The sequence below is a fragment of the Rathayibacter caricis DSM 15933 genome (assembly GCF_003044275.1).
Taxonomy (GTDB): Bacteria; Actinomycetota; Actinomycetes; order Actinomycetales; family Microbacteriaceae; genus Rathayibacter; species Rathayibacter caricis.
In genome coordinates this window covers 2,280,249-2,301,959 of sequence record NZ_PZPL01000001.1, presented here as the reverse complement: position 1 = coordinate 2,301,959, position 21,711 = coordinate 2,280,249, and the positions used below count along the sequence as shown (strand labels likewise).

Genomic DNA, 21,711 nt, shown 5'->3' with positions numbered 1-21,711 from the left:
CGCCGTCACCCCCTCGCCCCGGGCTCGGAGCAACCCCGGAGGCTGATGCCCGATAGTGGCTCCGTGACTCCCGGAACCCCGTACCTGGCGACGAAGCCGTGGCTGACCTCCTACGCGGAGGGCGTCCCGAGCGAGATCGATCCGCCCACCCAGACCCTCGTCGACCTCCTCGAGGACTCGGTCGCCCGCTACCGCCGCGGCACGGCCCTCGAGTTCTTCGGTGCCGGCACGACCTACGCCGAGCTCGGCGAGAAGGTGTCCCGGGCCGCGGAGGGGCTGCGCCGGCTGGGCGTCCGCCCCGGCGACCGCGTCGCGCTCGTGCTGCCCAACTGCCCCGAGCACGTGATCGCGTTCTACGCGGTTCTGCGGCTGGGCGCGATCGTGGTCGAGCACAACCCGCTCTACACGCCGCGGGAGCTGCGTCGGCAGTTCGAGGACCACGGCGCGCGCGTCGCGGTGGTCTGGGACAAGGTCGCCGACACCGTTGCGGCGATGCCCGCCGATGTCGGCGTCGAGCGCGTCGTCGCGGTCGACCTGACGGAGTCGTTCCCGCTGGCGAAGCGCCTGGCGCTGCGCTTGCCGCTGCCCAAGGTCCGCGCGGCTCGCGCGAAGCTGACGGGGCGGCCCCGCTCGCGCTCGGTCCTCCCGTTCTCCCGCCTGCTCGGCGGCCGCCGGCTCTCGCGCTCGCACCCCCGTCCCTCCCTCGGCGACACCGCACTGCTGCAGTACACGAGCGGTACCACCGGCACGCCGAAGGGCGCGATCCTCTCGCACGCGAATCTGCGCGCGAACGCGATGCAGGGGCAGGCGTGGGTGCCGGGGCTCCGCGAGGGCGACGAGACGTTCTACGCGGTCCTCCCCCTCTTCCACGCCTACGGACTCACGCTCTGCCTGACCTTCGCGATCAGCATCGGGGCGAAGGTCGTGCTGTTCCCGACGTTCGACGTGGGACTCGTGAAGGCGGCCGCGAAGTCCTCGCCGCCCACGTTCCTGCCTGCAGTGCCTCCCGTGTACGACGCACTGGCGCGGGCGTCCGAGCGCGGCGAGCTCGATCTGCGCGGCATCCGCTTCGCCATCTCCGGAGCGATGGGGCTCCCCGTCGCGACCGTCGACCGCTGGGAGCGCGCGAGCCGCGGGCTCCTCGTCGAGGGCTACGGCATGACCGAGAGCTCGCCCGTCGCGATCGGCAACCCGGTGGGGCCGACTCGGCGGCCGGGCACCGTGGGCGTGCCGTTCCCGAGCACCGAGATCCGCCTCGTCGACCCGGCCGACCCCTCCGTCGACCGCGGTCCCGGCGAATCGGGCGAGCTGCTGCTGCGCGGGCCCCAGGTGTTCCAGGGCTACTGGAGGCGCCCCGGCGAGACCGGCGAGACGCTGCTGGCCGACGGCTGGCTCCGCACGGGCGACATCGCGACGGTGTCGGCGGACGGCTTCGTGACGATCGTCGACCGCGCCAAGGAGCTGATCATCACGGGCGGGTTCAACGTGTCGCCGTCCGAGGTCGAAGGCGTCCTCGAGTCGCACCCCGACGTGTCGCGCGCGGCCGTGGTCGGGCTGCCCCGCCCGGACGGCGGCGAGAGCGTCGCGGCCGCCGTGGTGCTGCGGGCGGGCGCGGCCGTGGACCCCGAGGCGCTGCGCGACTTCTGCCGCGTGCACCTCACCGCCTACAAGGTGCCCAAGCGCGTCGTCCCGGTCGACGAGCTGCCGACCTCGCTGATCGGCAAGGTGCTGCGCCGCGAGGTGCGCGACCGGCTGCTGGGCTGACGGATCCCGGAGGAGGACGACGTGGCGAGGATCGTGCAGTACCGCCGGATCGGCGGACCGGAGGTGCTCGAGGTCGTCGACGTGCCCGAGCCCGAGGCTCCCGTGGGCGGCCTCGTGGTCGGGATCCGGGCTGCGGGCGTGAATCCGATCGAGTGGAAGATCCGCTCGGGTGTCCGACCGAGCCCGCTTCTCACGGAGCCGCGCCGGCTCGGCTCGGACGGGGCCGGAGTGGTGACCGCGATCGGCGCCGGAGTCGACGGCCGGCGCGTCGGGGACGAGGTCGTCGTGCAGGGCGCCTCCGGCACGTACGGCACCTCCGTCGTGGTCCGTCCCGAGAACCTCGATGCGAAGCCCCCGACCGTCTCGTTCGAGCAGGCGGCCGCGCTCGGCATCCCGATCGGCACCGCCTACCAGGCCGTCGTCTCGCTCGGCGTCGCCGAGGGCTCGACCTTCCTCGTGCACGCGGGGGCCGGAGCGGTCGGGCAGGCCGCCGTGCAGTTCGCCCGGGAGCGGGGCGCCCGGCTGATCGCGACCGCGAGCCCCGCGAACCACGAGCGGCTGCGTGCGCTCGGTGCAGAGCCGGTGGCCTACGGGCCGGGCCTGCTGGCCCGGCTGCTCGAGGCGGCTCCCGACGGCGTCGACCGCGTGCTGGACGCCGCGGGCACCGATGAGGCCGTGGACGCGTCGCTCGCCCTGGTCCGGGATCCGCAGCACGTGGGCACCGTCGTCGTGGGGGCGCGCGCGGCGGAGCTCGGCATCCGCGCCTGGTCGGGCGGCAACCCCGTACCGCTGACCCCGGAGGAGCTGACCCTCCGCCGCGAGGCGATCCCGCACGCCCTCCGGCTGCTCGCCGAGGGCCGCTTCACGGTCGAGCTCGGGCCGCGCTTCGCCCTCGAGGACGTCGTCGACGCCCACCGGGCGAGCGAGGACGGGCACGTCCGCGGGAAGATCCTCCTGGTGCCCTGACCGGCACCGTCCGCTCTCACCGTCGAGAAGGAGCCCGCCGTGGCCGCAGACAACCTCGTCCCCGTGATCCTCGGGGGTGCCCGCACCCCCTTCGCCCGCTTCGGCGGCGCGTTCGCCACCCTGTCCGCGACGGAGCTCGGTGCTCACGCGGTCCGCGCGGCCCTCGAGCGCTCGGGCGTGGAGGCGCCCGACGTCGACGCGGTGATCCTCGGCCAGGTGATCCAGGCCGGGGCCGGGCAAGGGCCGGCGCGCCAGACGGCGATCCTCGCGGGCCTGGGCTGGGACGTGCCCGCCGTGACGATCAACAAGCTCTGCCTCTCGGGTCTCACCGCGGTGATCGATGCGGCCCGGCTCATCCGGACCGGCGAGGCGGCCGTCGTCGTCGCCGGTGGGCAGGAGTCCATGACTCGTACCCCCCACCTGCTCCTCGGCGCCCGCGACGGCGTCGGGGTCGGTGCGCAGCCGCTCGAGGACGCGCTTCTGCACGACGGGCTGCTCGACCCGTTCGACCGGCGGATCATGGGCCGGGTGACCGACGACGGGAACGCCGAGCGCGGCATCCGGCGGGATCGCCAGGACGCCTACGCGGCCCTCTCGCACCGACGGGCCGCGGCCGCCCGGGCGGCGGGGGTCCTCGCGGAGGAGATCGTGCCGGTGGCCGTGCCGCAGCGGCGGGGCGAGGACGTGGTCGTCTCGGAGGACGACGGGATCCGACCGGAGACGAGCGAGGAGATCCTCGCCGGCCTCCGACCCGCCTTCTCCCCGGAGGGGACGATCACCGCCGGCAGCTCCTCCCCCCTCACCGACGGAGCCGCGGCGCTGGTCGTCGCGAGCCGGGGCTGGGCGCGCTCGAGAGGGCTGACCTGGATCGCCGAGATCGCCGAGCACGGGCAGGTCGCCGGCCCCGACAACTCGCTGCACTCGCAGCCGTCGGCCGCGATCCTCCGCGCGCTCGCCCGGCGCGGCGGCACTGTCGCCGACCTCGACCTGATCGAGATCAACGAGGCGTTCGCGTCGGTCGTGCTGCAGTCGGCCGACGACCTGGGCCTGGCTCCCGAGGCGGTCAACCTCGACGGAGGCGCGATCGCGCTGGGCCACCCGGTCGGCGCCTCTGGCGCGCGTCTGGCTCTGCACCTCGCACTCGCGCTGCGGCGCCGCGGCGGCGGACTCGGCGTCGCCGCCCTCTGCGGTGGCGGCGGCCAGGGCGAGGCGCTCCTGCTGCAGATCTGACGCACCTCGCGAGATCCCACTCCGGCACGCCTTGCGCGGCGTGTCGCGTACCGCACCGGCATCTCGCGGGCGCCGGATCGTGGTCGGGGGGCCCGGCGTCCCGTCAGACCCTCCGGCTACGCTCGCGGCATGAGCATCCTCAGCCCCGACGGCCTCGAGTTCGTGACCGAGCGGCACCTGGCCACCCTCTCCACTCCGGGTCGCGGCGGCCGCCTCCACGTCGTCGCCGTCGGGTTCACCTACGAGGACGGCGTCGTGCGCGTGATCACCTCGCGCGAGAGCCAGAAGGTGCTGAACGTGCGCCGCGGAGGCACCGCGACGGTCGGTCAGGTCGACGGCATCCGCTGGTTGAGCCTGGGCGGACCCGCCTCGATCGAGGAGGAGCCCGACGCGGTCGCGCACGCCGTCGACCTCTACTCGCGCCGCTACCGCGTTCCGCGCGAGAACCCGCTCCGGGTCGCGATCCGCATCGACGTCGACTTCGCGCTCGGCTCCTCGGGCCTGCGAGCCGAGTAGCCCCCGTGGGCTCGACCGACGCTCTGCGCGCCGACGGCTCCGTCTCCTCGCTGCGCACCCATCGCTACGTGCGGCTCTCGCTCTGCGCGGCGGTGCTGCTGCTCGGCGCCGGAGTCGGCTGGCACCTGGTCGCGGTCGGTCCGCTGCGTTCCATCAGCGCGGCGTACTACACGCCCGCCCGCTCCGTGTTCGTCGGCGCGCTGTCCGCCGTGGCGGTGGCGCTCGTCGTGCTCGCCGGGCGCAGTCTGCGCCGCTACCTCCTGCTCCTCGGCGGGATGACGGCGCCGCTCATCGCGCTCGTCCCCGTGCCCCTGCGCTCGGACGAGCTCACGACGCTGACGGGCACGGGCTGCCCCGCAGGTGCCGCGCGCTGCCTGCCCGCGAGCGCGGCCGACGAGGTCGCGGTCGGGATGCTCGCCTACCTGGTCGTCGCGTCGGCGGTCCTCGTCGCCTCGATCGTGCTCCTGGCCCTGGACCGCCGGTGGGACCGGATCGCGGCGGTCCGGAGCGCCGTCGCGGCGGTGCTGCTGGTCGCCCTCGCCGTCGCGTCGGCCACTCCGGCCTTCGCGCTCGCGGGTCACTACGCGGCCGCCGCCGTCTTCTTCCTGCTGATGGCCGCTGTCGCGGGTGTGCATGCGTACGAGGTGCGAGCGGAGGGAGTGCGCGGCCCGGGCTCGCCTCGTGGCTACTCGATCGCGTACGCCGGGCTCGCGGTGCTGCTCGCCGTGACCGATCTCGCGCTGGTCGTTCTGGTGGTGAGCGGCCGCGGGGAGGCGCTGCTCGGTGAGCAGTGGCTCCTGATCGTCGAGGCGGTGGCGCTCGCCCTCTTCACCGTGTTCTGGGTGCTGCAGACCATCGAGAACTGGGGCGAGCCGGACCCGTCGCTGCACTGACCGTCGACCGTCGGTGGGCGCTCCGCCTTCCCGATGGAGTCCACCGGTACCGAGCTCAGCCGGAACGAGCCTCGCCCGGTCGGCACCCGCTCTCTAGCGGGCCTGACCCTGACAAACACAGAAGGCCCGCTCTCGAGCGGGCCTGACCCTGACAAACACAGAAGGCCCGCTCTCGAGCGGGCCTGGCCTTGAGAAACACAGAAGGCCCGCTCTCTCGAGCGGGCCTTCTGCAGTACCGGTGGATCCGAGGGGATTCGAACCCCTGACCTCTTCATTGCGAACGAAGCGCGCTACCAACTGCGCCACGGACCCGTGCCTCCCGAGCCGTCACCGGCCCGAACAACTCGTCCACACTAGCACGCCGCGGAGCGGGCTCCGAATCGACGAGCGGAGCCGTCAGGCTCCCCGTCGGCGCTGCAGAGCGCGGTCGAGGTCGATCGCGTCGACGCCGTCCACGACGCCCATCGACGCGAAGCGCGAGGTGGGTCGAGGGGCCTCCGGAGCCGGCGCGGGAGCGGCGGCGCGGGGGGTGCGGATCGGGGCGACCTCGGGAGCGGCGGCGGCGGCGCGCTGCGCCAGCTCCGCCTCCGCTGCTGCGGCACGCAGGCGCTCGACGGCGTCGATCGACGCCATGGCGCTCGCGGCCACGGTGCCCCGCGAGAGGTACAGCGGCTTGGGCAGCGGCTTGGGCGTCCAGCTCGCCGCCTCCTCCGCGACCGCCGACTCCTCCTCCGCGGGTGCGTCCTGCGCGAGCTCGGCCTCGAAGACCTCGGCGGGGCGACGCGAGACGGGGACCGACGTCGACGCCTCCGCCGCGGGAGCCGCCGCACGACGGCGCCCGGGAGCCAGCACCAGCAGTGTCGCGACTCCCGCGACGAGGAGCAGTGCGCCGAGCGAGGGCACCACCGCGGTGCCGCCGAACGGCAGCATCACGAGCCCGACCAGGCCGGCGACCATTCCGACCAGGACCGCCGCCGCCGCACCCTGACGCCAGCGCAGCACACCCGGCTCCGTGCGAGTGCTCTGCTCCGTGGTCGCGGATGCTCGTCGCAGCGCCTCGCGCGCCGCCTTCTCCGCCTGTGCCAGCTCCATCGCCTGTGCCTTCTCTTCGGCTCGTCGTCGTGTCTCGGTGGCCCGGAGGGTGCGCTGCTGCAGCGCGACCTCGCGGGCCGTCGCCTCCGCACGCACGTGCTCGGGCACCTCCGCGGTCTCGGCGAGGATCCGCAGCGTCTGCTGCAGCCTCACCGCGTTGCGCTCGGTCGCGTTGTACGACCGTCGGCGCATCCACGTGGGGATCAGGTAGGCGACCCACAGAACGGCGGCGAGCGCCCAGACGACGCCCCCACCCAGCCAGTCGCTACTCATGCGACCCACGCTAGGAGTCGGAGGGTGTCCCGTCCGTCATTACGGGTAGGTGTGTCCGCGCGGATCGCCGAGAAGGCGGCTCCCCGTCCGGGGGATCCCCGCGCCGTCCGGCGGTCCGGAGAGACCCGAGCGGTGCGACGCGCGCTGGTCGGCCTCGCTCGGAGTGCCCACGTCGTGCGGCACCTGGCCGTCGAGGTAGCGGCGCAGGACGCCGCGCGGCACCTCCTCCGCCACGAGGGCGAAGCAGAAGTGGTCGCGCCAGTCGCCGTTGATGTGGATGAACCGGCGCCGGAGGCCCTCGTAGCGGTAGCCGAGCTTCTCGACCACGCGCAGGCTCGGGCGGTTCTCGGGCCGGATGCAGATCTCCATCCGGTGCAGACCCAGATCGAGGAACGCGTGGTCGGTCGCGAGGGCGACGGCGATCGGAGTGATGCTGCGGCCGGCGAACCGCTCGGCCACCCAGTAGCCGATCGATCCCGACGAGAGCGAGCCGTAGCCGATGTTCGAGATGTTCAGCTGCCCGGCGAGCTCGCCGTCCCACTCGATCAGGAACGGGACCCCTCCCCCGGCGCGGGCGTTCTGCTGCAGCGAGCGGATGCTCGCACGCACGTCGAACGCGGCGCCGCCGCGGGGATCGGACGCCTCCCACTGCCGCAGCCAGGCCCGGTTGGCGATCAGCTCGCGCTCGAGGGGGCGGGCGTCGCGGACCCGGATCGGGCGGATGGTGACTCGACCCTCGGAGAGTGTCGGGACTGGCAGCGGCATGTCCCGACTGTACTGCGGGATCGGAGGGGCGGAGAGGGGTGGACCGGAGCGGTCGGAAGGCTCACCGGGCCCGCGGATCCGGCCCGCACGCACGGGATCCCCCGCCGGAGCAGGGGATCCCGTCGGTGCTGTGCGAGGCGCGACCTCGTCGTCAGAGCGTGCTGACGAAGTCCTTCAGCCACGGCTTGAGGTCCTCGCCCAGGTCGGGACGGTCGGACGCGAGCTGCACGATCGCCTTGATGTAGTCGAGCTTGTCGCCCGTGTCGTAGCGGCGTCCGCGGAACACGACGCCGTAGACTCCGCCGAACTCGGCCGGGTCCTGCGCCATGCGCTCGAGCGCGTCGGTCAGCTGGATCTCGCCGCCCTTGCCGGGCTGGGTCTCCTCGAGCACGCCGAACACGTCCGGCTTGAGGACGTAGCGGCCGATGATCGCGAGGTTGGAGGGCGCGTCCTCCTTCGAGGGCTTCTCGACGAGACCGGTGATGCGCACCACGTCGTCCTCGTCGGTGGCCTCGACCGCAGCGCAGCCGTACAGGTGGATCTGGTCGGGATCGACCTCGAGCAGTGCCACGACGGTCGTGTCGCGCTGCTCGGCGACGTCGATCATGCGGGTCAGGAGGGGGTCGCGGGCGTCGATGAGGTCGTCGCCCAGGAGGACGGCGAAGGGCTCGTCACCCACGTGGCGCTGCGCGCGGGAGACGGCGTGGCCGAGGCCCTTCGGCTCGCCCTGGCGGACGAAGTGCACGTCGGCCAGGTCGCTCGCGTACTTGACGTGGGCCAGCTTGGCGTCGTCGGCCTTCTTGCTGAGGTTGAGCTCGAGCTCGGGGACCGAGTCGAAGTGGTTGGCGAGCGCGTTCTTGTTGCGCCCGATGATGACGAGGACGTCCTGGAGACCGGCGTCCGCCGCTTCCTCCACCACGTACTGGATCGCCGGCTTGTCGACGACCGGCAGCATCTCCTTGGGGATGGCCTTGGTCGCCGGCAGGAAGCGGGTGCCGAGACCGGCGGCAGGGATGACGGCTTTGCGGATACGAGTGCCCATGGGGCGTCACTATAGCGGCGGTGATGGTCGCGGATGTTTCGCGGAGAGTCGGGGAGCAGGCGGTCGGCCCCTGTTCTGGGTCACCCCCGGATGAGCGGCACTCAGCGCGCCCCACCACCGCCGATCCCGCCGGTCACCCCCGATCTAGACTGAGCGCATGCCAGCCGACACCACTCACGAGAAGCGGGCGCTGCGCGCCGAGCTGCGCGAGCGCCGACGCACGCAGACGACCACCGCTCGCGAGCAGGCCACGGCCCGCATCACGGAGCACCTCATCGACCTGGTCACCCGTCACGGCGCCGGGTCGATCGCGTGCTACCTGTCGGCGCCCGACGAGCCGAGCACCCGCCCGTTCCTCGGCTGGGCCGAGAGCCACGGCATCCGGGTCCTCTTCCCCATCTCCCGCCAGGACGGGCTCCTCGACTGGGCCGTCGGCGACGGGCACACCGAGACGCAGGGCCTGTTCGGGATGCCGGAGCCGGTCGGCGCCCTCCTCGGACCGATCGCGATCAACGACGTCGACCTGATCATCGTCCCGGCCGCCTCCGTCGACCGGACGGGCATGCGGATGGGCTGGGGCCGCGGCTACTTCGACAAGACCCTCGGCTCGATGGAGAAGTGCCCGCCGGTCTACGCGGTCGTCTTCGACAGCGAGCTCGTCGACCACGTGCCCAGCGAGGTGCACGACCAGGCCGTCGACGGCGTTGTGACGCCCTCGGGCGTCCTCGACATCGCGCGCTGAGCGCACTCCTCCTCCTCCCCCTCCTCACTCCCCCTTCGCTTCAGGAGCACCAGTGCCCACCTACTCCTACCGCTGCACGCAGTGCGGCAACGCCTTCGACATCCAGCAGAAGTTCACGGACGACACCCTCACGGAGTGCCCGAGCTGCCAGGGCGCGCTGCGCAAGGTCTTCAGCGCGGTCGGCGTGACCTTCAACGGGTCCGGGTTCTACCGCACGGATTCGCGCTCGTCCGGGGCGAAGGGGTCGTCGTCGGGGTCGGACTCGTCGTCGTCGGGGGGCTCGACGCCGGCGCCGGCGTCCACGGGCGGGTCGTCGTCGGGAGGCTCCTCGTCGGGAGGGTCGTCGTCGTCGTCGTCGGGTTCCTCGGGATCCTCGTCCTCGGGCTCCTCCTCCTCCGGATCCTCCTCCTCCTCCGGGTCGTCGTCCTCAGGGAGCTGACCTCGACGTCTCGCACTCGGCGACACACCTCCGCGCACGACCCTCCGCCCGCCGGCAGAAACGGAACAGACCATGATCAACGGCTTTAAGGAGTTCATCCTCCGCGGCAACGTCATCGACTTGGCTGTCGCCGTGGTCATCGGCGCGGCGTTCACCACCATCGTCAACGCGATCGTGACGGGCATCTTCAACCCGCTCATCGGAGTGATTTTCGACGCGTCGTCGCTGGACTCGCTGGTCTGGCAGATCCGTCCCGCCGGTAATGGCCAGGACGCGTCGGTCCTGGCGTGGGGTTCGGTCCTCTCGGCCCTCATCCAGTTCGTGATCGTCGCGTTCGTGCTGTACTTCGCCTTCGTCCTGCCGATCAACCATCTCAAGAACGCGGCGTTCAAGAAGAAGATGGACGACGCTCCCGCTGCCGAGGACAAGGCGCCGACCGAGCTCGAGCTCCTCGCCGACATCCGCGACCTGCTCGCCAACGGCGGCACCGCCACGACCGCCAACTCGGGCAAGCACGTCGACTGAACTGCTCTGTTCTTCCTCGCCAGCGGCGAGGAAGAACCGCGGTCGGCTTCCCGAGGTGGGCGCGTTCCGCAGAGCGTTGTGCGGACGGTGCGTCCGAAACGCTCACACGCGTTTCGGACGGCACCTGCACCCTGCGGAGGTCGCCCTGTGGACGGCTCCGCGTCGCACCGAGGTGGCCGAGTTGTCGCCAGCAGGGGCGGCATCCCCTCCCCCGCTGGTCGAGTAGACGCCGCAGGCGGCGTACCGAGACCACCTGTCCCCCGGTGATGCGGATCTCGATACGCCCGCTGCGCGGGCTACTCGATCAGCAGAAAGTGGCCGCTTCTCAGCGGTCAGTCCGCGCAGCAGAGGCGCCGGACGACGCCGCACGGCTCAGTAGTGGGGCGGGACGTCCTGGCGGAGGCGGGAGTCGTTCGGGCCGGTGTCGGGGCGGAGAGGCGGCACCTCGGGGTCGGGCACGGGGGCGTCGTGCGGCGACGGGTCCGTGCCGGGCTTCGCAGGCAGGGTCGCCCGCCGACCGCCGCGCGAGCGCCGGAGCGGGCGATCGGCTCCGGCGGGTGCGGCGGTCGGCGGGTCCTCGGTCACGCGTCGTCGCGCGGCTGGATCTCGATCGGCTGGGTCTCGCTCGACACGGGCGCCGGCGCCGCCGTCGCGACGACCGCGGGAGCCGGCGTCTCGGGCTCGGGTGCCGGAGCCTCGTCGGCCGGACCCCCGATCAGCCCTGCGACCCGTGCGGCCACGGCCTCGGGGTCGGCAAACAGCTCGAAGTTGTGCACGCGCAGGTAGTGCCAGCCGAGACGGCGCAGCAGCTCCGGACGCAGCCGCAGCGAGACCCGGAGGCTCTGCGTGCTGACGTCGCGGTCGGTCTCGACCACGACGGCCCGCGTCCCGTGCGCGGCCACCAGCGCCAGCTTGCCCTTGTGCCCGATGTTCACCCTCAGCCCGCGGCGCTCGAGGCGTGCGGCCAGATCGACCAGCATCGGCTCGGAGTAGTCGTCGCGGTCGCTCGGCTGGACGCGGTCCTCCGCCTCCTGCAGCACCTGCGCGAGCGCCACCATGCCGTGCCGCATCCGCGACTCGTCGATGTCGCCGGGCCGGAAGCACGAGACGATGTCCATCGAGCGACGGGCCCTGGTCATGCCGACCGCGAGCAGCCGCTCGCCGCCCGCCTCGGCCAGCGCGCCGAAGTTCGACAGCAGCCGTCCGTGCGGAGTGCGGCCGTAGCCGATCGAGAAGATGACCCGGTCGCGGCTCTGCGCGACCGACTGCTCGAGGGTCACGACGGTGAACGGCTCGGGTCGGTCGCCGAGGATGAAGTCGTTCAGGTCGGTGCGCTTGGCGAACGCGGTGAGGACGGCCTGCTGCACGCGCACGGCGTGACGCGGGCTCGCGGTGATCACCATGAGCGACTCGCGCGGGCGGATGACCGCGTGCTCGAGGACCAGCTCGACGACCTTCGCGACCTCGGCGTCGACGGACTCGACCGCTCCGGAGTCGTTCTCGGGCATGCCGTGACCGCTCGCGATGTAGTGGAAGCGGAGCGAGTCGTGGCCGAGGAAGGATCCTGCCCAGGGCAGGGAGTCGATCCGGCCGCCGTAGAAGCGGCGGTTGACCAGCTCGGCGAGGTCCTCGCCGCCGGCCCGGTAGCTCCGGGTCAGCGTGACCGTGTTGAGCAGCTCGCCCAGTCGCGCGAGCGCCGACTGCGCGTGCAGGGCCTCGACGTCGGTGCGGGTCGCGGTGCTGCCGAACTCGACCGACTCGTCGACGCGCAGGCCGAACGGAGTGGGCGTCTGCGTCACCGGATCGCCGAACGCGACGACCTGCTTCGCGCGGCGGATCGCTCCGACGTTCTCGGCGAGGGTCGTGGCACCGGCGTCGACGAGGAAGACCGTGTCGAACGTGGTCTCGGTGCCGATGCGGTGCACCTCGTAGGGCGACACGAGCCACGCCGGAGCGAGCACGCGCGACAGGTGCGGAGCCGCCTTCTGCAGCTCCTGCGGAGTCGTCGCCGCCTCGGTGCGCAGCAACGCGCGCAGGGCGTCGCGCTCCTGCGGCCAGTCGACGAGGCCGATCTTCCAGGTCTCGGACAGCTTCCAGGCCAGCAGCTCGGCGCTGGAGGCGGCGTGCGCCTCGTCGACGAGCTTGAAGTCGGCCTCGAGGCGGTCGAGAACGGAGGTGTTCCCGCCGAGCAGCGCGCGCTCGTCGGTCAGCATGATCTCGAGGGCCGAGCGCCACCAGGCGAGGTCGAGCTCGATCGCGACCAGCTCGGCGGGCACGTGGCGGCGCGAGAGGTCGGCGAGCAGCGGATCCAGGCCCCACTCGCGCAGCGTCGAGAGCAGCGTGGTGCGCTCCTGCAGGTTGGCCAGGACCTCGCTGTCCTCGGCGAGCCCGGAGACCATCGAGGCGAGCTCGGCCAGCGGGAGCGAGGCGAGCTGGACGTTGGTGCCGCGACGGCCGAGCGGCTCGTCGAGTCGGCCCAGGTCGTCGGCGACCTGCTGGTACGCGACCTGCACGTCGGCGACGCCGACGGGCACCTCGGGCACCGTGCCGGCGACGGCGTAGCGCTGCCAGAGGGTGCGCTGCTGCTGCACGCGGCGCAGCGAGGCGTTGAGATCGGTGACGTGCGCGCCGGGCCGCATGTACTCGCGGGCGAGCTTCTTCAGGCGTCGTCGGTTCGTCGAGGACATCTCGGCGGCGTCCCGACGCGGCGAGGTCGCCACGATGAGGTCCTGGATCGACCGGTCGAAGACGGCCGGCTGGAACTTGTCGAGGGTCTCGCGGACGTCCTGGAGCAGGCGCAGGTAGATGCCGAGCTCGGCGACCGACTCGAACGGGCGCATCCGGGTCTGGCCGATGACGTCCTGGGCGCGGTCGAGCAGTCGAGGCAGATCGCGCAGGTGAAGCCGCTTGGCGAGCTCGTGCGCCGCCTCCGCCTCGCTGGTCGAATCGAAGTGCGCGCCGTACCACGGCGAGTCGCCCGGACCGTAGCGGAACTCCCCCAGCCGGGCCGACTCGATCAGCATGCGCGTGGCCTCGGGGCGGCTGTGCGCCAGAGCGGTCACGGCACGGCGCTCGAGGCGCGCGGTGGTCGACGGAGGAGTGCGCAGCTGCGACAGGCGCGCGAGCTCCTCGAGGGCCTGCAGCGCCGAGACGCCGAAGCTGTCGTCGCGGCGCGAGAGCGCGCCGCGGTAGTCGAGGAGCACCTTGCGCAGGCGCAGCAGGGCGTCGTCGATCTCGCTCACGAAGGGGCGCGCGGCCTTCTCGTTGCGGCCGATCGACTGGATGAGGTCGCGGCGCAGCGTGCGCGGGCCCACGGCGATGCCGCCGAGTCCGGCCGAGACGAGCCGCTGGTGGATGCTGTCGAGGCTCGAGCGGCGGGCGCCCACCACGAGCACCCGCTTGTGCTGCGCGGCGAGGGCGCCGATCGCGTTGACGATCGTCTGGGTGCCGCCGGTGCCCGGCAGAGTCTTGACGACGAGGGAGTTGCCGGCCGCGATGTTCGCGATGACCTGCTCCTGCTCGGCATCGGCGTCGAGCAGGAGGTTGTCGGTCGCGGGCGGACGCTCGTCCTGCGGGATGATCGAGGCGACCTTCTGCGACTGCTGGAGCGAGCGCTTGGCGGCGGGGTTGCCGGCCACCGCGTCCAGCACCGGGTGCTCGAGCATCCGGGCGTCCCGGAGCATGTCGCCCGCCACATCGGCGAAGCTCGAGACCACGAGGCGGGGGTGCACGGCGAACCAGGGCAGGTGCGAGGTCAGTCCGCGGAGCTGGTCGATGACCGGCTGCGGCTTGAAGACGCCGCTCTGCACGGCGAGCTCGACGAACTGCTCGGGATCGACGGTGATCCCGAACTGCTGCTTGAGGGCGCGCGCGAGCTGAGGGTTGAAGAACGGCTGACCCTTGAGCTTGAGCTCGAAGTCGCGGCCGTAGCGCCGGATCGCGAGCGGACGCAGCAGGACGGGAGCGGTGAACTCGGTCTCGCCCGCGCGCCACTGCGCCAGCCCGATCGCGAGGTGGACGCCCTCGATGCCGCGGACCGAGCGCAGCTCGATGCCCTTGTCGGTGATCGCCGCGGCCGCGTTCTTCGCGGTCCGCAGGGCGAGCTCGTCGCGGATGAGCGAGGAGAGGAGGGTCGTCTTGCCGGAGATGAAGGGAGGGAGGCCGCCCGGATGGGTGGTCGACAGCTCGATCCGCGTCCGGGGCGAGTCGACGAAGTGCAGGAGAGGCGACGGGCCGCCCACCTTCGCCAGCTCGTCACGCCACGACTGCCACACCGGATCCGCGACGTTGCCGCTGCGGTAGCCCGCCTCACCACTGGTCACCTGTCCGGGGGACGTGGTGGTGGAGGAGAGCTGGAGAGCGGACGCCTCCCGCGGGTCACCGGATTCGGGTGAGGTCGCCACCGGTCCGGCTCCTGGGAAATCGTCGACACGTTGCACACGGACACCCTAAACCGGGTACATGCGAAAGCCTGTAGCGACGCGGAGGACGCCCGGACGGGGGCGGCGGATCGAACGGGAGCCGTCTCAGAGCGCCCAGGAGCCGAGCGGCGGGACGGTCTCGACGCTCCGGCGATCAGCGGAGACGCGCACGCGACTGCCCGAACGATCGTGCCCGCCGACGCACGCGACGACCGTCATCACGAGCTCGGCGTGATCACGGGTGAGGTAGCCGAGGGCGGCGCGCAGGTCGATCGGGAGCCCGGTCGCCAGCGACAGCGCGATGCGGGCGACGGCCTCCTCAGAGAGATCCAGCGCGTGCACGTGGCGCTCGAGCGCGGCGAAGTCGATCGACCGGTGCCCGCCGGAGCGGGTGCGCAGGACCCAGGGACGGGCGGAGTCGGCGCATCCTGCGCGGGCGAGGAGCTCCTCCGCGAGCCGCACGGCGGGACCGGCGGGCAGCCGGCTCACGACGAGGCCCGCGTGCGGCGTCGACGGACGGAGCGGACGACGACCGGTACGGCCGCGACGACGAGGCACAGCGCCCCCGCGATCGCCGGGGTGAGCCAGCCGAGCGCGCTGACGCTCTCGACCGACGCGCCGAGGTACTGCCACTCGGCGAGGGCGTGGACGAAGAGGGAGAAGAAGCCCAGGGCCACGCCGGTCAGAGCGGCGACGAGGTCGGCTGGGCGGACGACGCCGCGGCGCCCGGGCGCCGGTGGGGTGTCGCTCGGAGGAGTCCCGGTCGAGAGGGTGTCGACGAGGCCGGTGAGGGTGGGGTCGGGCATCCACCGATCACAGCAGCCCCGGCGGTACCGCGACATCGTCCTCGAGCATGATGTCGCGATCCGAGAGGCTGGTCGTGCGGGCCGGTCAGGCCGGAGCCGGACGCGATCCGAGCGGGGACTGGAAGCGGAGGAGGTAGCCGTCGGGGTCGACGACCAGCAGCTGGCGGACGCCGGCAGCCCGCTCCCCCGTCCGGTACCAGCGCGTCTCGGGCTCGAGGAAGAGCGCGATGCCCGCCTCCCGGAGCGCCACCGCCACGGCGTCGGCGTCGTCGACGCGGATCTGCAGGTTCAGGCCGCGACCGAGCGGACGCTCGAGCGCGCCCGTGATCCAGTCACGCCCCGCGCCGATGCGGTCGAGCATGACGTGGGAGCCGCCGCGGACGAGGTAGGCGAACCCCACCTCGGGGCGGGAGTAGCGGACGGAGAAGCCGCAGGGGCCGCACCAGAAGGCCAGGCTGCGCTCGAGATCCCCGACCAGCAGCTCGGGCACGAGGTCGGGGTCGTCGGAGCTCACCGGCACAGGGTGCCACAGCACCGGGCGGGCACCCCTCCTCAGTAGGGTGAGGCGATGACCGAGCCGCGATCCTCCGACGAGTGGCCGCTGCGGCAGGCGCCGCCCTCGTTCCCCCTCTCGGCCCTGCTGGTGGTGCCGATCACGATGGCGATCGCCGGGACCCTGAGTGTGGTCGCGATCTCCCAGCTGGGGTTCGTCCCCGTGCAGATCCTCGTCGTCGGCGGCCTGCCCTACGCGGTCCTGGCGCTCCTCGTCTCCGCCGCCCTGCGGATCCGCGTGCTCCGCCGACCGATCGACGAGCAGGCCGACGACCTTTTCGCGACCGGCCGGAGCCCCGCTCAGCGGATCACCTTCGCCGTCGCCGTCTGGCTGCTCGTGCTCTGGCTCGTCTGGGCCGCGCTCTGGGTCGCGACCGCCGAGGGGGCGTTCCTCCTGCTGGGCGGTCCGCTGGTCGTCGGCGCGGTGATCTCGATCGCCGCGAACGCCCGCCTGCTCTACTCGCCCCGGGTCGCGCTGGCCGAGGTGGAGGCGGTGCGCGCCCACGCACCGGGTCGGGGTGCGATCCTCGCCAACTGGGTGCTGGCTCCCGTCTCGTGGTTCGCCTTCGCGATCCCGGCGACGGTGCTCGTCAGCGACGGCGTCCTGTTCTGACGCCGGCCCGCGTCGTGGGCGTGTGCTCCGGCAGCCCGTTCTCGCGGCGGAAGCGCGCGGCGGCCAGGGTCGACTTCCCGCTGGTGGACGGGCCGATCACGCAGATCCGCTCGCCCAGGTCGACGAGGGCGGGCGGGAGCGTCAGCGCGCTTCCTCCGGCGTCTTCGTGCGACCGGGGAGCAGCAGCAGCCCCGAGACGCCGACGACGATGAGCAGGATCGCGACGACCGTGACGAAGGACGTCAGCGCGAGCACCGGCATGATGATCGTCAGGATTCCGGCGATCACCGAGGCGATCCCCGCCGCGATCGGCAGCCAGGCCGGACCGGACACGGTGCGGCCGCTCGTGATGCTCGAGACGCCGTCGAGGATCCAGCCGAGGCCGATCACGAGGCCCAGCACGGTGAGGGACTCGAACGGGTTCGAGAGGCACAGGATGCCGGTCACGAGGATGAGCGCGCCGAGCAGGCCCGCGAGCCACCGCACGCGCGCCTCGAGCCGGGAGGCGGTGAAGGCGAGGAGGAGGCGGAAGACGCCCGCTGCGATCAGGTGGATGCCGAAGACGATCGCGACCGTCAGCAGGGTCGGCCCCGGGATGAGCACGGCGATCACTCCGAGCACGATCGCGATCAGCGAGACGCCGATGATCCAGCTCCGCTCGACGGCGGTGCGGGACAGGGCGGGAGCGGCGTTCTCGGACATGGCGTTCCTTCGCATCGGGAGTGGACGCCTCGAACGCTAGGGCACGTCCGCCGCGCCGCGCACCGCCTTGCGCCCGCGCCGCCCGCCTGTCAGAGGCGCAGACGGCGCAGCAGCTGCGCGTTGAGCGCGACGATCACGGTGCTCGCGCTCATCAGCAGGGCGCCGACCTCCATCGGCAGCACGAAGCCGATCGGAGCGAGCACTCCCGCCGCCAGCGGCACGGCCGCCAGGTTGTAGCCCGCGCCCCAGGCGAGGTTCTGCCGCATCTTCGCGGCGGAGGCACGCGAGAGCGTGAGGATCCGCACCACTCCCCGCGGGTCGTCGGAGGCGAGGACCAGAGCGGCCGAGGCGATCGCCACGTCCGTCCCCGCGCCGATCGCGATGCCGACGTCGGCTCCGGCGAGCGCGGGGGCGTCGTTCACGCCGTCCCCGACCATCGCGACGCACCGACCCTCGGCCCGCAGCCGCGCGACGACGTCGCTCTTGCCGCCGGGCAGGACGCCGGCGACGACCTCGTCGATGCCGAGCTCGGCGGCGACCCGTCGGGCGACGGGCTCCGCGTCGCCGGTGACCAGAGCCACGCGCACGCCCTCGCGGCGCAGCGCCGCCACCGCCTCCGCGGACTCCGGGCGTACCGCGTCCTCGAGCACGAGGGCGCCGAGGACCACGTCCTCGTGCAGGACGTGCAGCACGGTCGCGCCGCGCTCCGCTGCTCCGGCGCTCTCGGGAAGCGGGGCGAGGCCCCGCTCGGCGAGGAGCGCGGGGCCGCCGACGGCGATCCGGGCGCCGTCGACGACGGCCTCCACTCCGATGCCCCCTCGCGTGAGGAAGCCCTCGGCGCGCCGCTCCGACCCGCCCGCCGCGCGGACGATCGCCGCGGCCAGCGGGTGCTCGCTGTCGCGCTCGACGGCGGCGGCCAGGGCGAGCGACTCCGGAGCGCCGAGCACCTCGACGACCTCGGGACGACCCAGGGTCAGGGTGCCCGTCTTGTCGAAGAGCACGGTGTCGACGGTGCGCATCGCCTCGAGCGCGGCGCGATCGGTCACCAGGATGCCGGCGCGGGCGGCCTTCTCGGTCGCGATCGACACGACGAGCGGGATCGCGAGACCCAGCGCGTGCGGGCACGCGATGACGAGGACGCTGACGGTGCGCACGAGAGCCGTGTCGGGCATCCCGAGTGCGAGCCAGACCACGGCGGTGACGACGGCGGCGCCGAGCGCGAACCAGAAGAGCAGCGCGGCGAAGCGGTCGGCGAGCCTCTGCGCGCGCGACGAGGACGATTGCGCCTGCGCGACCAAACGGCGGATGCCGGCGAGCGCGGTGTCGTCGCCGGTCGCGTCGACGCGGAGCCGCAGCCGGGCGTCGGTCGCGACGCTGCCCGCGACGAGGCGGTCGCCGACCGTGCGCGCCACGGTGCGCGACTCCCCCGTCAGCACCGACTCGTCGATCTCGGCGGACCCCTCGAGGATCTCGCCGTCGGCCGGGACGCGGGCTCCGGGCCGGACGAGGACGACGTCGCCGACCGCGAGGCCCTCGGGCCGGATCCGCTCGACGCCGTCGGGCGTCTCGCGCTCGGCCTCGTCCGGCAGGAGAGCGGCGAGCGAGTCGAGGGCGCTGGAGGCCTGCGCGAGCGAGCGCATCTCGATCCAGTGGCCCAGCAGCATGATCACGATCAGGAGCGCGAGCTCCCACCAGAAGTCGAGGCCGTGCGGCAGCAGTCCGGTGCTCGCGCCGAGCGACGACACGAAGGCGACGGTGATCGCGAGGGCGATCAGCAGCATCATGCCGGGGGTGCGGGAGCGGATCTCGTCGAGCGCGCCCGTGAGGAACGGGCGGCCGCCGAGGACGAAGAGCACCGTGCCGAGCACGGGCGGGACCCACGCGATCCAGGAGGCGGAGGGGAGCCGGTAGCCGACGAGGTCGGCGAACATCGGGCTCAGCAGCACCGTGGGCACGGCGACGAGCAGCATGGACCAGAAGAGGCGGCGGAACATCGCGACGTGGCCGGAGTGGCCGTGGCCTCCGTGGCCGGAGTGGCCGTCGTGGTCCTGCTCTCCGCGGTCGGAGTGCCCTTCATGTCCGGAGTGGTCCTGCTCTCCGTGCCCGGCGAGGCTCTGAGTGTCGTCTCCCCGGTCGTGCCCGTGCTCGACCGCTGCATCCGTCTCGTGCGTCATGCGCTTCTCCTTCCAATACCCCCTGGGGGTATCAACGGAGGGAGGCGGGGTCTATTCCCGATCCGCCGACGCGGGCCGCTGCGGCAGCAGTGCGCTGACCTCAGTGCTTCGGCGACGACCCCGCCGCGCGGTGACGGCGGATGCTGCGGACGACGAGCAGCAGCACCAGGACCCCGATCGCGCCGTAGATGATCGCGTCGAGCACCCCCGCGTACTGGTCGACGAGCTCGTACTGCGTGCCGAGTGCGGCACCCAGGCCGATCAGCAGGCCGTTCCAGACGCCCGAGCCCAGGATCGTGAGAGCCGAGAACAGCAGGAGGTTCATCCGCTCGGCACCCGCCGGGAGCGAGATCAGGCTGCGCACGCCCGGGATCAGCCGGCCGAACAGCACCGCCCAGGTGCCGTGACGGCGGAACCAGCCGACCGCCTTCTCGAAGTCCTCGCGGTCGACCAGCGGCAGCTTCGAGAGCAGGCGGATCGAGCGCTCGGTGCCGATCCGGTAGCCGAGCCAGTAGAGGACGAGCCCGCCCAGGTACGCGCCGAGGGTCGCGGTGATCACGACGAGCACGAGGTTCATCCGGCCCTGCTGGGCGAGGAAGCCCGCCAGCGGCAGCACCAGCTCGCTCGGGATCGGCGGGAACACCGTCTCGATGAGCGTCAGCAGTCCGACGCCCACCTCGCCGAGCGCGGCGATCACCCGCGCAGCGACGCCGACGAGCCCGGAGAGCTGGTCGATGCTGTCGGAGGAGGTGGAGGCCGTAGAGGCAGGGGCGAGGGCGAGGGTCGCGATCGTCATGACTGAGAAGCTACTCAGTGCCCGAGCGCTCCACCTGGGAATCCGGCGGCGTGGTCGATCCGGGCGGTCAGGGAGCGCCGGTGAGGACGACCTCTCCGGACTCCTGCAGGCGAACCTCGACCGAGGCGATGTCGGCGAGCGGCAGGCCGGTCGCGAGGGTCGGGTGCATCGAGCTGCCCGGCGTGCTCGTCCACGATCCGATCGGCTCGGAGCCGCCCGAGGTGTCGGTCACGTACATCACGTACCCGACCGACCGCGCACCGGGCGAGGACCCCTCGGCGCTCTCACCCCAGCTGCAGTCCATGTCGATCCGCGTGCCCCAGTCCTCGGCGACGAACTCGACGGTCGCCTCCACGGGCACTCCCGGCTCGCTCGCGAGCGAGACCGTGTAGCCCGTGGTGTCGACGGTCGCGGCGGTCTCGCCGACGACCATCGGCAGCGCGATCGCGGCGGCGGCCGAGACTCCGGCGGCCGCGAGCACGAGGCCCGCGACCCGCACGCGCGTGCGGCGCCGGACGGAGTCGGTGGCCGCGGCGAGCCGGGACAGGAGCGCGGGCGGCGCGGTCTCGGCGGGCTGCTCCCGAGGGGTCTCGAGCAGGCGCAGCGCCTCCTCGGCCGGCAGGTGCGCGAGGAGACCGGGCAGCGGCACGAACTCGCCGAGGCCCTCCCGGCACGCGGGGCAGGCTCGGAGGTGCTGCTCGTAGGCGCGGCGGTCGGCGCTCGACAGCGATCCGAGCAGGTAGGCGGCGTCCCAGTCCCGGAAGGCGTCGCCCTCGGGTGCGTCGTCACGCGCGTCGGTGCTCACAGCTCGGTCACTCCTCTCTCCTGCAGTGCGAGCTTGAGCGCCCGCATGCCGTAGTGCATCCGCGACTTCACGGTGCCGGGCGCGATGCCGAGCAGGTCGGCGATCTCGGCGACGGACCGGCCGCCGTAGTACGCGTGCACGATCACCGCGCGGTGCTCGAGGCTGATGCCGCTGAGCGCGTCCGAGAGCAGCCACGCGTCGAGCACCTGGTCGGTGCGGTCGGCCGACGGGCGCTCCGGCACCTCGTCGGTGCCGATCTCGCGGGCGTAGCGGGCGCTGCGACGGTCGTCGATCACGAGGTTGCGGGCGACGGTGTAGAGCCACGAGCGCGCCGCTGCCTCGCCCTGAGCGAGGATCGCGGGGTTCTTCCACGCGCGCAGCAGCGCCTCCTGCACCACGTCCTCCGCCATCTGGCGGTCGCCGGTGAGCCGGAGGACGAACCTCCACAGCGCCGCGGAGTGCTCGTCGTGCAGTGCACGCAGCAGCTCGGCCTGATCCTCGGACATGCACCACCTCTGACCCGTCCAACGTAACGGCGGCCCGTCCGGTTCATCCACGTTCCGGTTCGCGCCGACGGCCGCACTCTGGTACTCCG

Annotated in this window: 22 protein-coding genes, 1 tRNA gene and 1 pseudogene; 9 read left to right on the top strand and 15 right to left on the bottom strand. The window is 72.8% G+C overall.

All coding sequences use genetic code 11. The features are described from left to right. Positions 1 to 45: 45 nt before the first annotated feature. The 5 genes from C1I63_RS10730 (at position 46) to C1I63_RS10710 (ending at position 5,369) form a co-directional block, all read left to right on the top strand. The gene (locus C1I63_RS10730; RefSeq protein ID WP_107574769.1) at positions 46 to 1,764 is read left to right on the top strand and encodes a long-chain-fatty-acid--CoA ligase; all 1,719 of its coding nucleotides are present in this window, start codon (positions 46 to 48) and stop codon (positions 1,762 to 1,764) included. Positions 1,765 to 1,785: 21 nt separating this feature from the next. Beyond that, positions 1,786 to 2,730 carry an NADP-dependent oxidoreductase gene (locus C1I63_RS10725; RefSeq protein WP_107574768.1) on the top strand — a complete coding sequence of 315 codons (945 nt, stop codon included), beginning with the start codon at positions 1,786 to 1,788 and terminating at the stop codon, positions 2,728 to 2,730. A 39-nt stretch (positions 2,731 to 2,769) separates the two neighbouring features. After that, positions 2,770 to 3,960, top strand: coding sequence for an acetyl-CoA C-acyltransferase (locus C1I63_RS10720; protein ID WP_244907028.1), 1,191 nt, complete (start codon positions 2,770 to 2,772; stop codon positions 3,958 to 3,960). Between the two features lie 129 nt (positions 3,961 to 4,089). Further along, positions 4,090 to 4,476: a pyridoxamine 5'-phosphate oxidase family protein gene (locus tag C1I63_RS10715; RefSeq protein WP_077223765.1), complete on the top strand. Its 387-nt coding sequence runs from the start codon at positions 4,090 to 4,092 to the stop codon at positions 4,474 to 4,476. 5 nt (positions 4,477 to 4,481) lie between these two features. Next, positions 4,482 to 5,369 (top strand): hypothetical protein, encoded by an 888-nt coding sequence (locus C1I63_RS10710; RefSeq protein WP_107574767.1) that lies wholly within the window; start codon positions 4,482 to 4,484, stop codon positions 5,367 to 5,369. Positions 5,370 to 5,608: 239 nt separating this feature from the next. Here C1I63_RS10710 and C1I63_RS10705 read toward each other — a convergent pair. From C1I63_RS10705 to galU, 4 genes are all read right to left on the bottom strand, one after another. Continuing rightward, positions 5,609 to 5,681 (bottom strand) — tRNA-Ala (locus C1I63_RS10705). 84 nt (positions 5,682 to 5,765) lie between these two features. Further along, entirely contained in the window at positions 5,766 to 6,734 is a 969-nt protein-coding gene (locus tag C1I63_RS10700) for an AAA family ATPase (RefSeq protein ID WP_107574766.1), read from the bottom strand. A 39-nt stretch (positions 6,735 to 6,773) separates the two neighbouring features. After that, positions 6,774 to 7,499: a GNAT family N-acetyltransferase gene (locus C1I63_RS10695; protein ID WP_082481011.1), complete on the bottom strand. Its 726-nt coding sequence runs from the start codon at positions 7,497 to 7,499 to the stop codon at positions 6,774 to 6,776. A gap of 151 nt (positions 7,500 to 7,650) precedes the next feature. Further along, positions 7,651 to 8,541: a UTP--glucose-1-phosphate uridylyltransferase GalU gene (galU, locus tag C1I63_RS10690; protein ID WP_055787900.1), complete on the bottom strand. Its 891-nt coding sequence runs from the start codon at positions 8,539 to 8,541 to the stop codon at positions 7,651 to 7,653. 157 nt (positions 8,542 to 8,698) lie between these two features. Here galU and C1I63_RS10685 point away from each other — a divergent pair, with 157 nt between their 5' ends. Beyond that, a complete protein-coding gene (locus C1I63_RS10685) occupies positions 8,699 to 9,283 on the top strand; it encodes a 5-formyltetrahydrofolate cyclo-ligase (RefSeq protein WP_056866653.1) in 585 nt (194 codons plus the stop codon). Between the two features lie 52 nt (positions 9,284 to 9,335). Then, positions 9,336 to 9,476: pseudogene (locus C1I63_RS20355) on the top strand (FmdB family zinc ribbon protein); the annotation flags it as partial. Positions 9,477 to 9,490: 14 nt separating this feature from the next. On the opposite strand, the gene C1I63_RS20350 reads toward C1I63_RS20355, so the two are convergent. Beyond that, positions 9,491 to 9,862, bottom strand: a complete 372-nt coding sequence (locus tag C1I63_RS20350) for a hypothetical protein (protein WP_342353124.1) — start codon at positions 9,860 to 9,862, stop codon at positions 9,491 to 9,493. Between C1I63_RS20350 and mscL the strand changes: the two genes are divergently transcribed. Next, on the top strand, positions 9,843 to 10,247 hold the full coding sequence (gene mscL, locus C1I63_RS10675) for a large conductance mechanosensitive channel protein MscL (protein WP_342353121.1): 405 nt from the start codon (positions 9,843 to 9,845) through the stop codon (positions 10,245 to 10,247). The two genes, C1I63_RS20350 and mscL, sit on opposite strands and share 20 nt — an antisense overlap. Positions 10,248 to 10,619: 372 nt before the next feature. On the opposite strand, the gene C1I63_RS10670 is transcribed toward mscL, so the two are convergent. From C1I63_RS10670 to C1I63_RS10650, 5 genes are all read right to left on the bottom strand, one after another. Next, entirely contained in the window at positions 10,620 to 10,832 is a 213-nt protein-coding gene (locus tag C1I63_RS10670; protein ID WP_107574764.1) for a hypothetical protein, read from the bottom strand. Then, positions 10,829 to 14,650 carry a DEAD/DEAH box helicase gene (locus C1I63_RS10665; RefSeq protein WP_244907026.1) on the bottom strand — a complete coding sequence of 1,274 codons (3,822 nt, stop codon included), beginning with the start codon at positions 14,648 to 14,650 and terminating at the stop codon, positions 10,829 to 10,831. Before C1I63_RS10665 ends, C1I63_RS10670 begins: the two co-directional genes overlap by 4 nt. Positions 14,651 to 14,773: 123 nt before the next feature. Next, a complete protein-coding gene (locus C1I63_RS10660; RefSeq protein WP_055787882.1) occupies positions 14,774 to 15,157 on the bottom strand; it encodes a hypothetical protein in 384 nt (127 codons plus the stop codon). Continuing rightward, positions 15,154 to 15,474, bottom strand: coding sequence for a hypothetical protein (locus C1I63_RS10655; RefSeq protein WP_107574763.1), 321 nt, complete (start codon positions 15,472 to 15,474; stop codon positions 15,154 to 15,156). The genes C1I63_RS10660 and C1I63_RS10655 overlap by 4 nt, the downstream gene beginning before the upstream one ends. A gap of 85 nt (positions 15,475 to 15,559) precedes the next feature. Further along, positions 15,560 to 15,988 carry a bleomycin resistance protein gene (locus C1I63_RS10650; RefSeq protein WP_107575819.1) on the bottom strand — a complete coding sequence of 143 codons (429 nt, stop codon included), beginning with the start codon at positions 15,986 to 15,988 and terminating at the stop codon, positions 15,560 to 15,562. A gap of 54 nt (positions 15,989 to 16,042) precedes the next feature. Here C1I63_RS10650 and C1I63_RS10645 point away from each other — a divergent pair, with 54 nt between their 5' ends. Beyond that, complete coding sequence (locus C1I63_RS10645) at positions 16,043 to 16,639, top strand: hypothetical protein (protein ID WP_107574762.1); 597 nt, start codon at positions 16,043 to 16,045, stop codon at positions 16,637 to 16,639. Positions 16,640 to 16,780: 141 nt separating this feature from the next. On the opposite strand, the gene C1I63_RS10640 is transcribed toward C1I63_RS10645, so the two are convergent. The 5 genes from C1I63_RS10640 to C1I63_RS10620 form a co-directional block, all read right to left on the bottom strand. Continuing rightward, complete coding sequence (locus C1I63_RS10640; protein WP_055787874.1) at positions 16,781 to 17,341, bottom strand: HdeD family acid-resistance protein; 561 nt, start codon at positions 17,339 to 17,341, stop codon at positions 16,781 to 16,783. An 89-nt stretch (positions 17,342 to 17,430) separates the two neighbouring features. Continuing rightward, positions 17,431 to 19,515, bottom strand: a complete 2,085-nt coding sequence (locus tag C1I63_RS10635) for a copper-translocating P-type ATPase (protein ID WP_107574761.1) — start codon at positions 19,513 to 19,515, stop codon at positions 17,431 to 17,433. 100 nt (positions 19,516 to 19,615) lie between these two features. Further along, positions 19,616 to 20,311 carry a DedA family protein gene (locus tag C1I63_RS10630; protein ID WP_055787868.1) on the bottom strand — a complete coding sequence of 232 codons (696 nt, stop codon included), beginning with the start codon at positions 20,309 to 20,311 and terminating at the stop codon, positions 19,616 to 19,618. 67 nt (positions 20,312 to 20,378) lie between these two features. Next, a complete protein-coding gene (locus C1I63_RS10625) occupies positions 20,379 to 21,116 on the bottom strand; it encodes an anti-sigma factor family protein (RefSeq protein WP_107574760.1) in 738 nt (245 codons plus the stop codon). Further along, positions 21,113 to 21,622, bottom strand: a complete 510-nt coding sequence (locus C1I63_RS10620) for a sigma-70 family RNA polymerase sigma factor (RefSeq protein WP_107574759.1) — start codon at positions 21,620 to 21,622, stop codon at positions 21,113 to 21,115. Before C1I63_RS10620 ends, C1I63_RS10625 begins: the two co-directional genes overlap by 4 nt. Positions 21,623 to 21,711 lie beyond the last annotated feature (89 nt).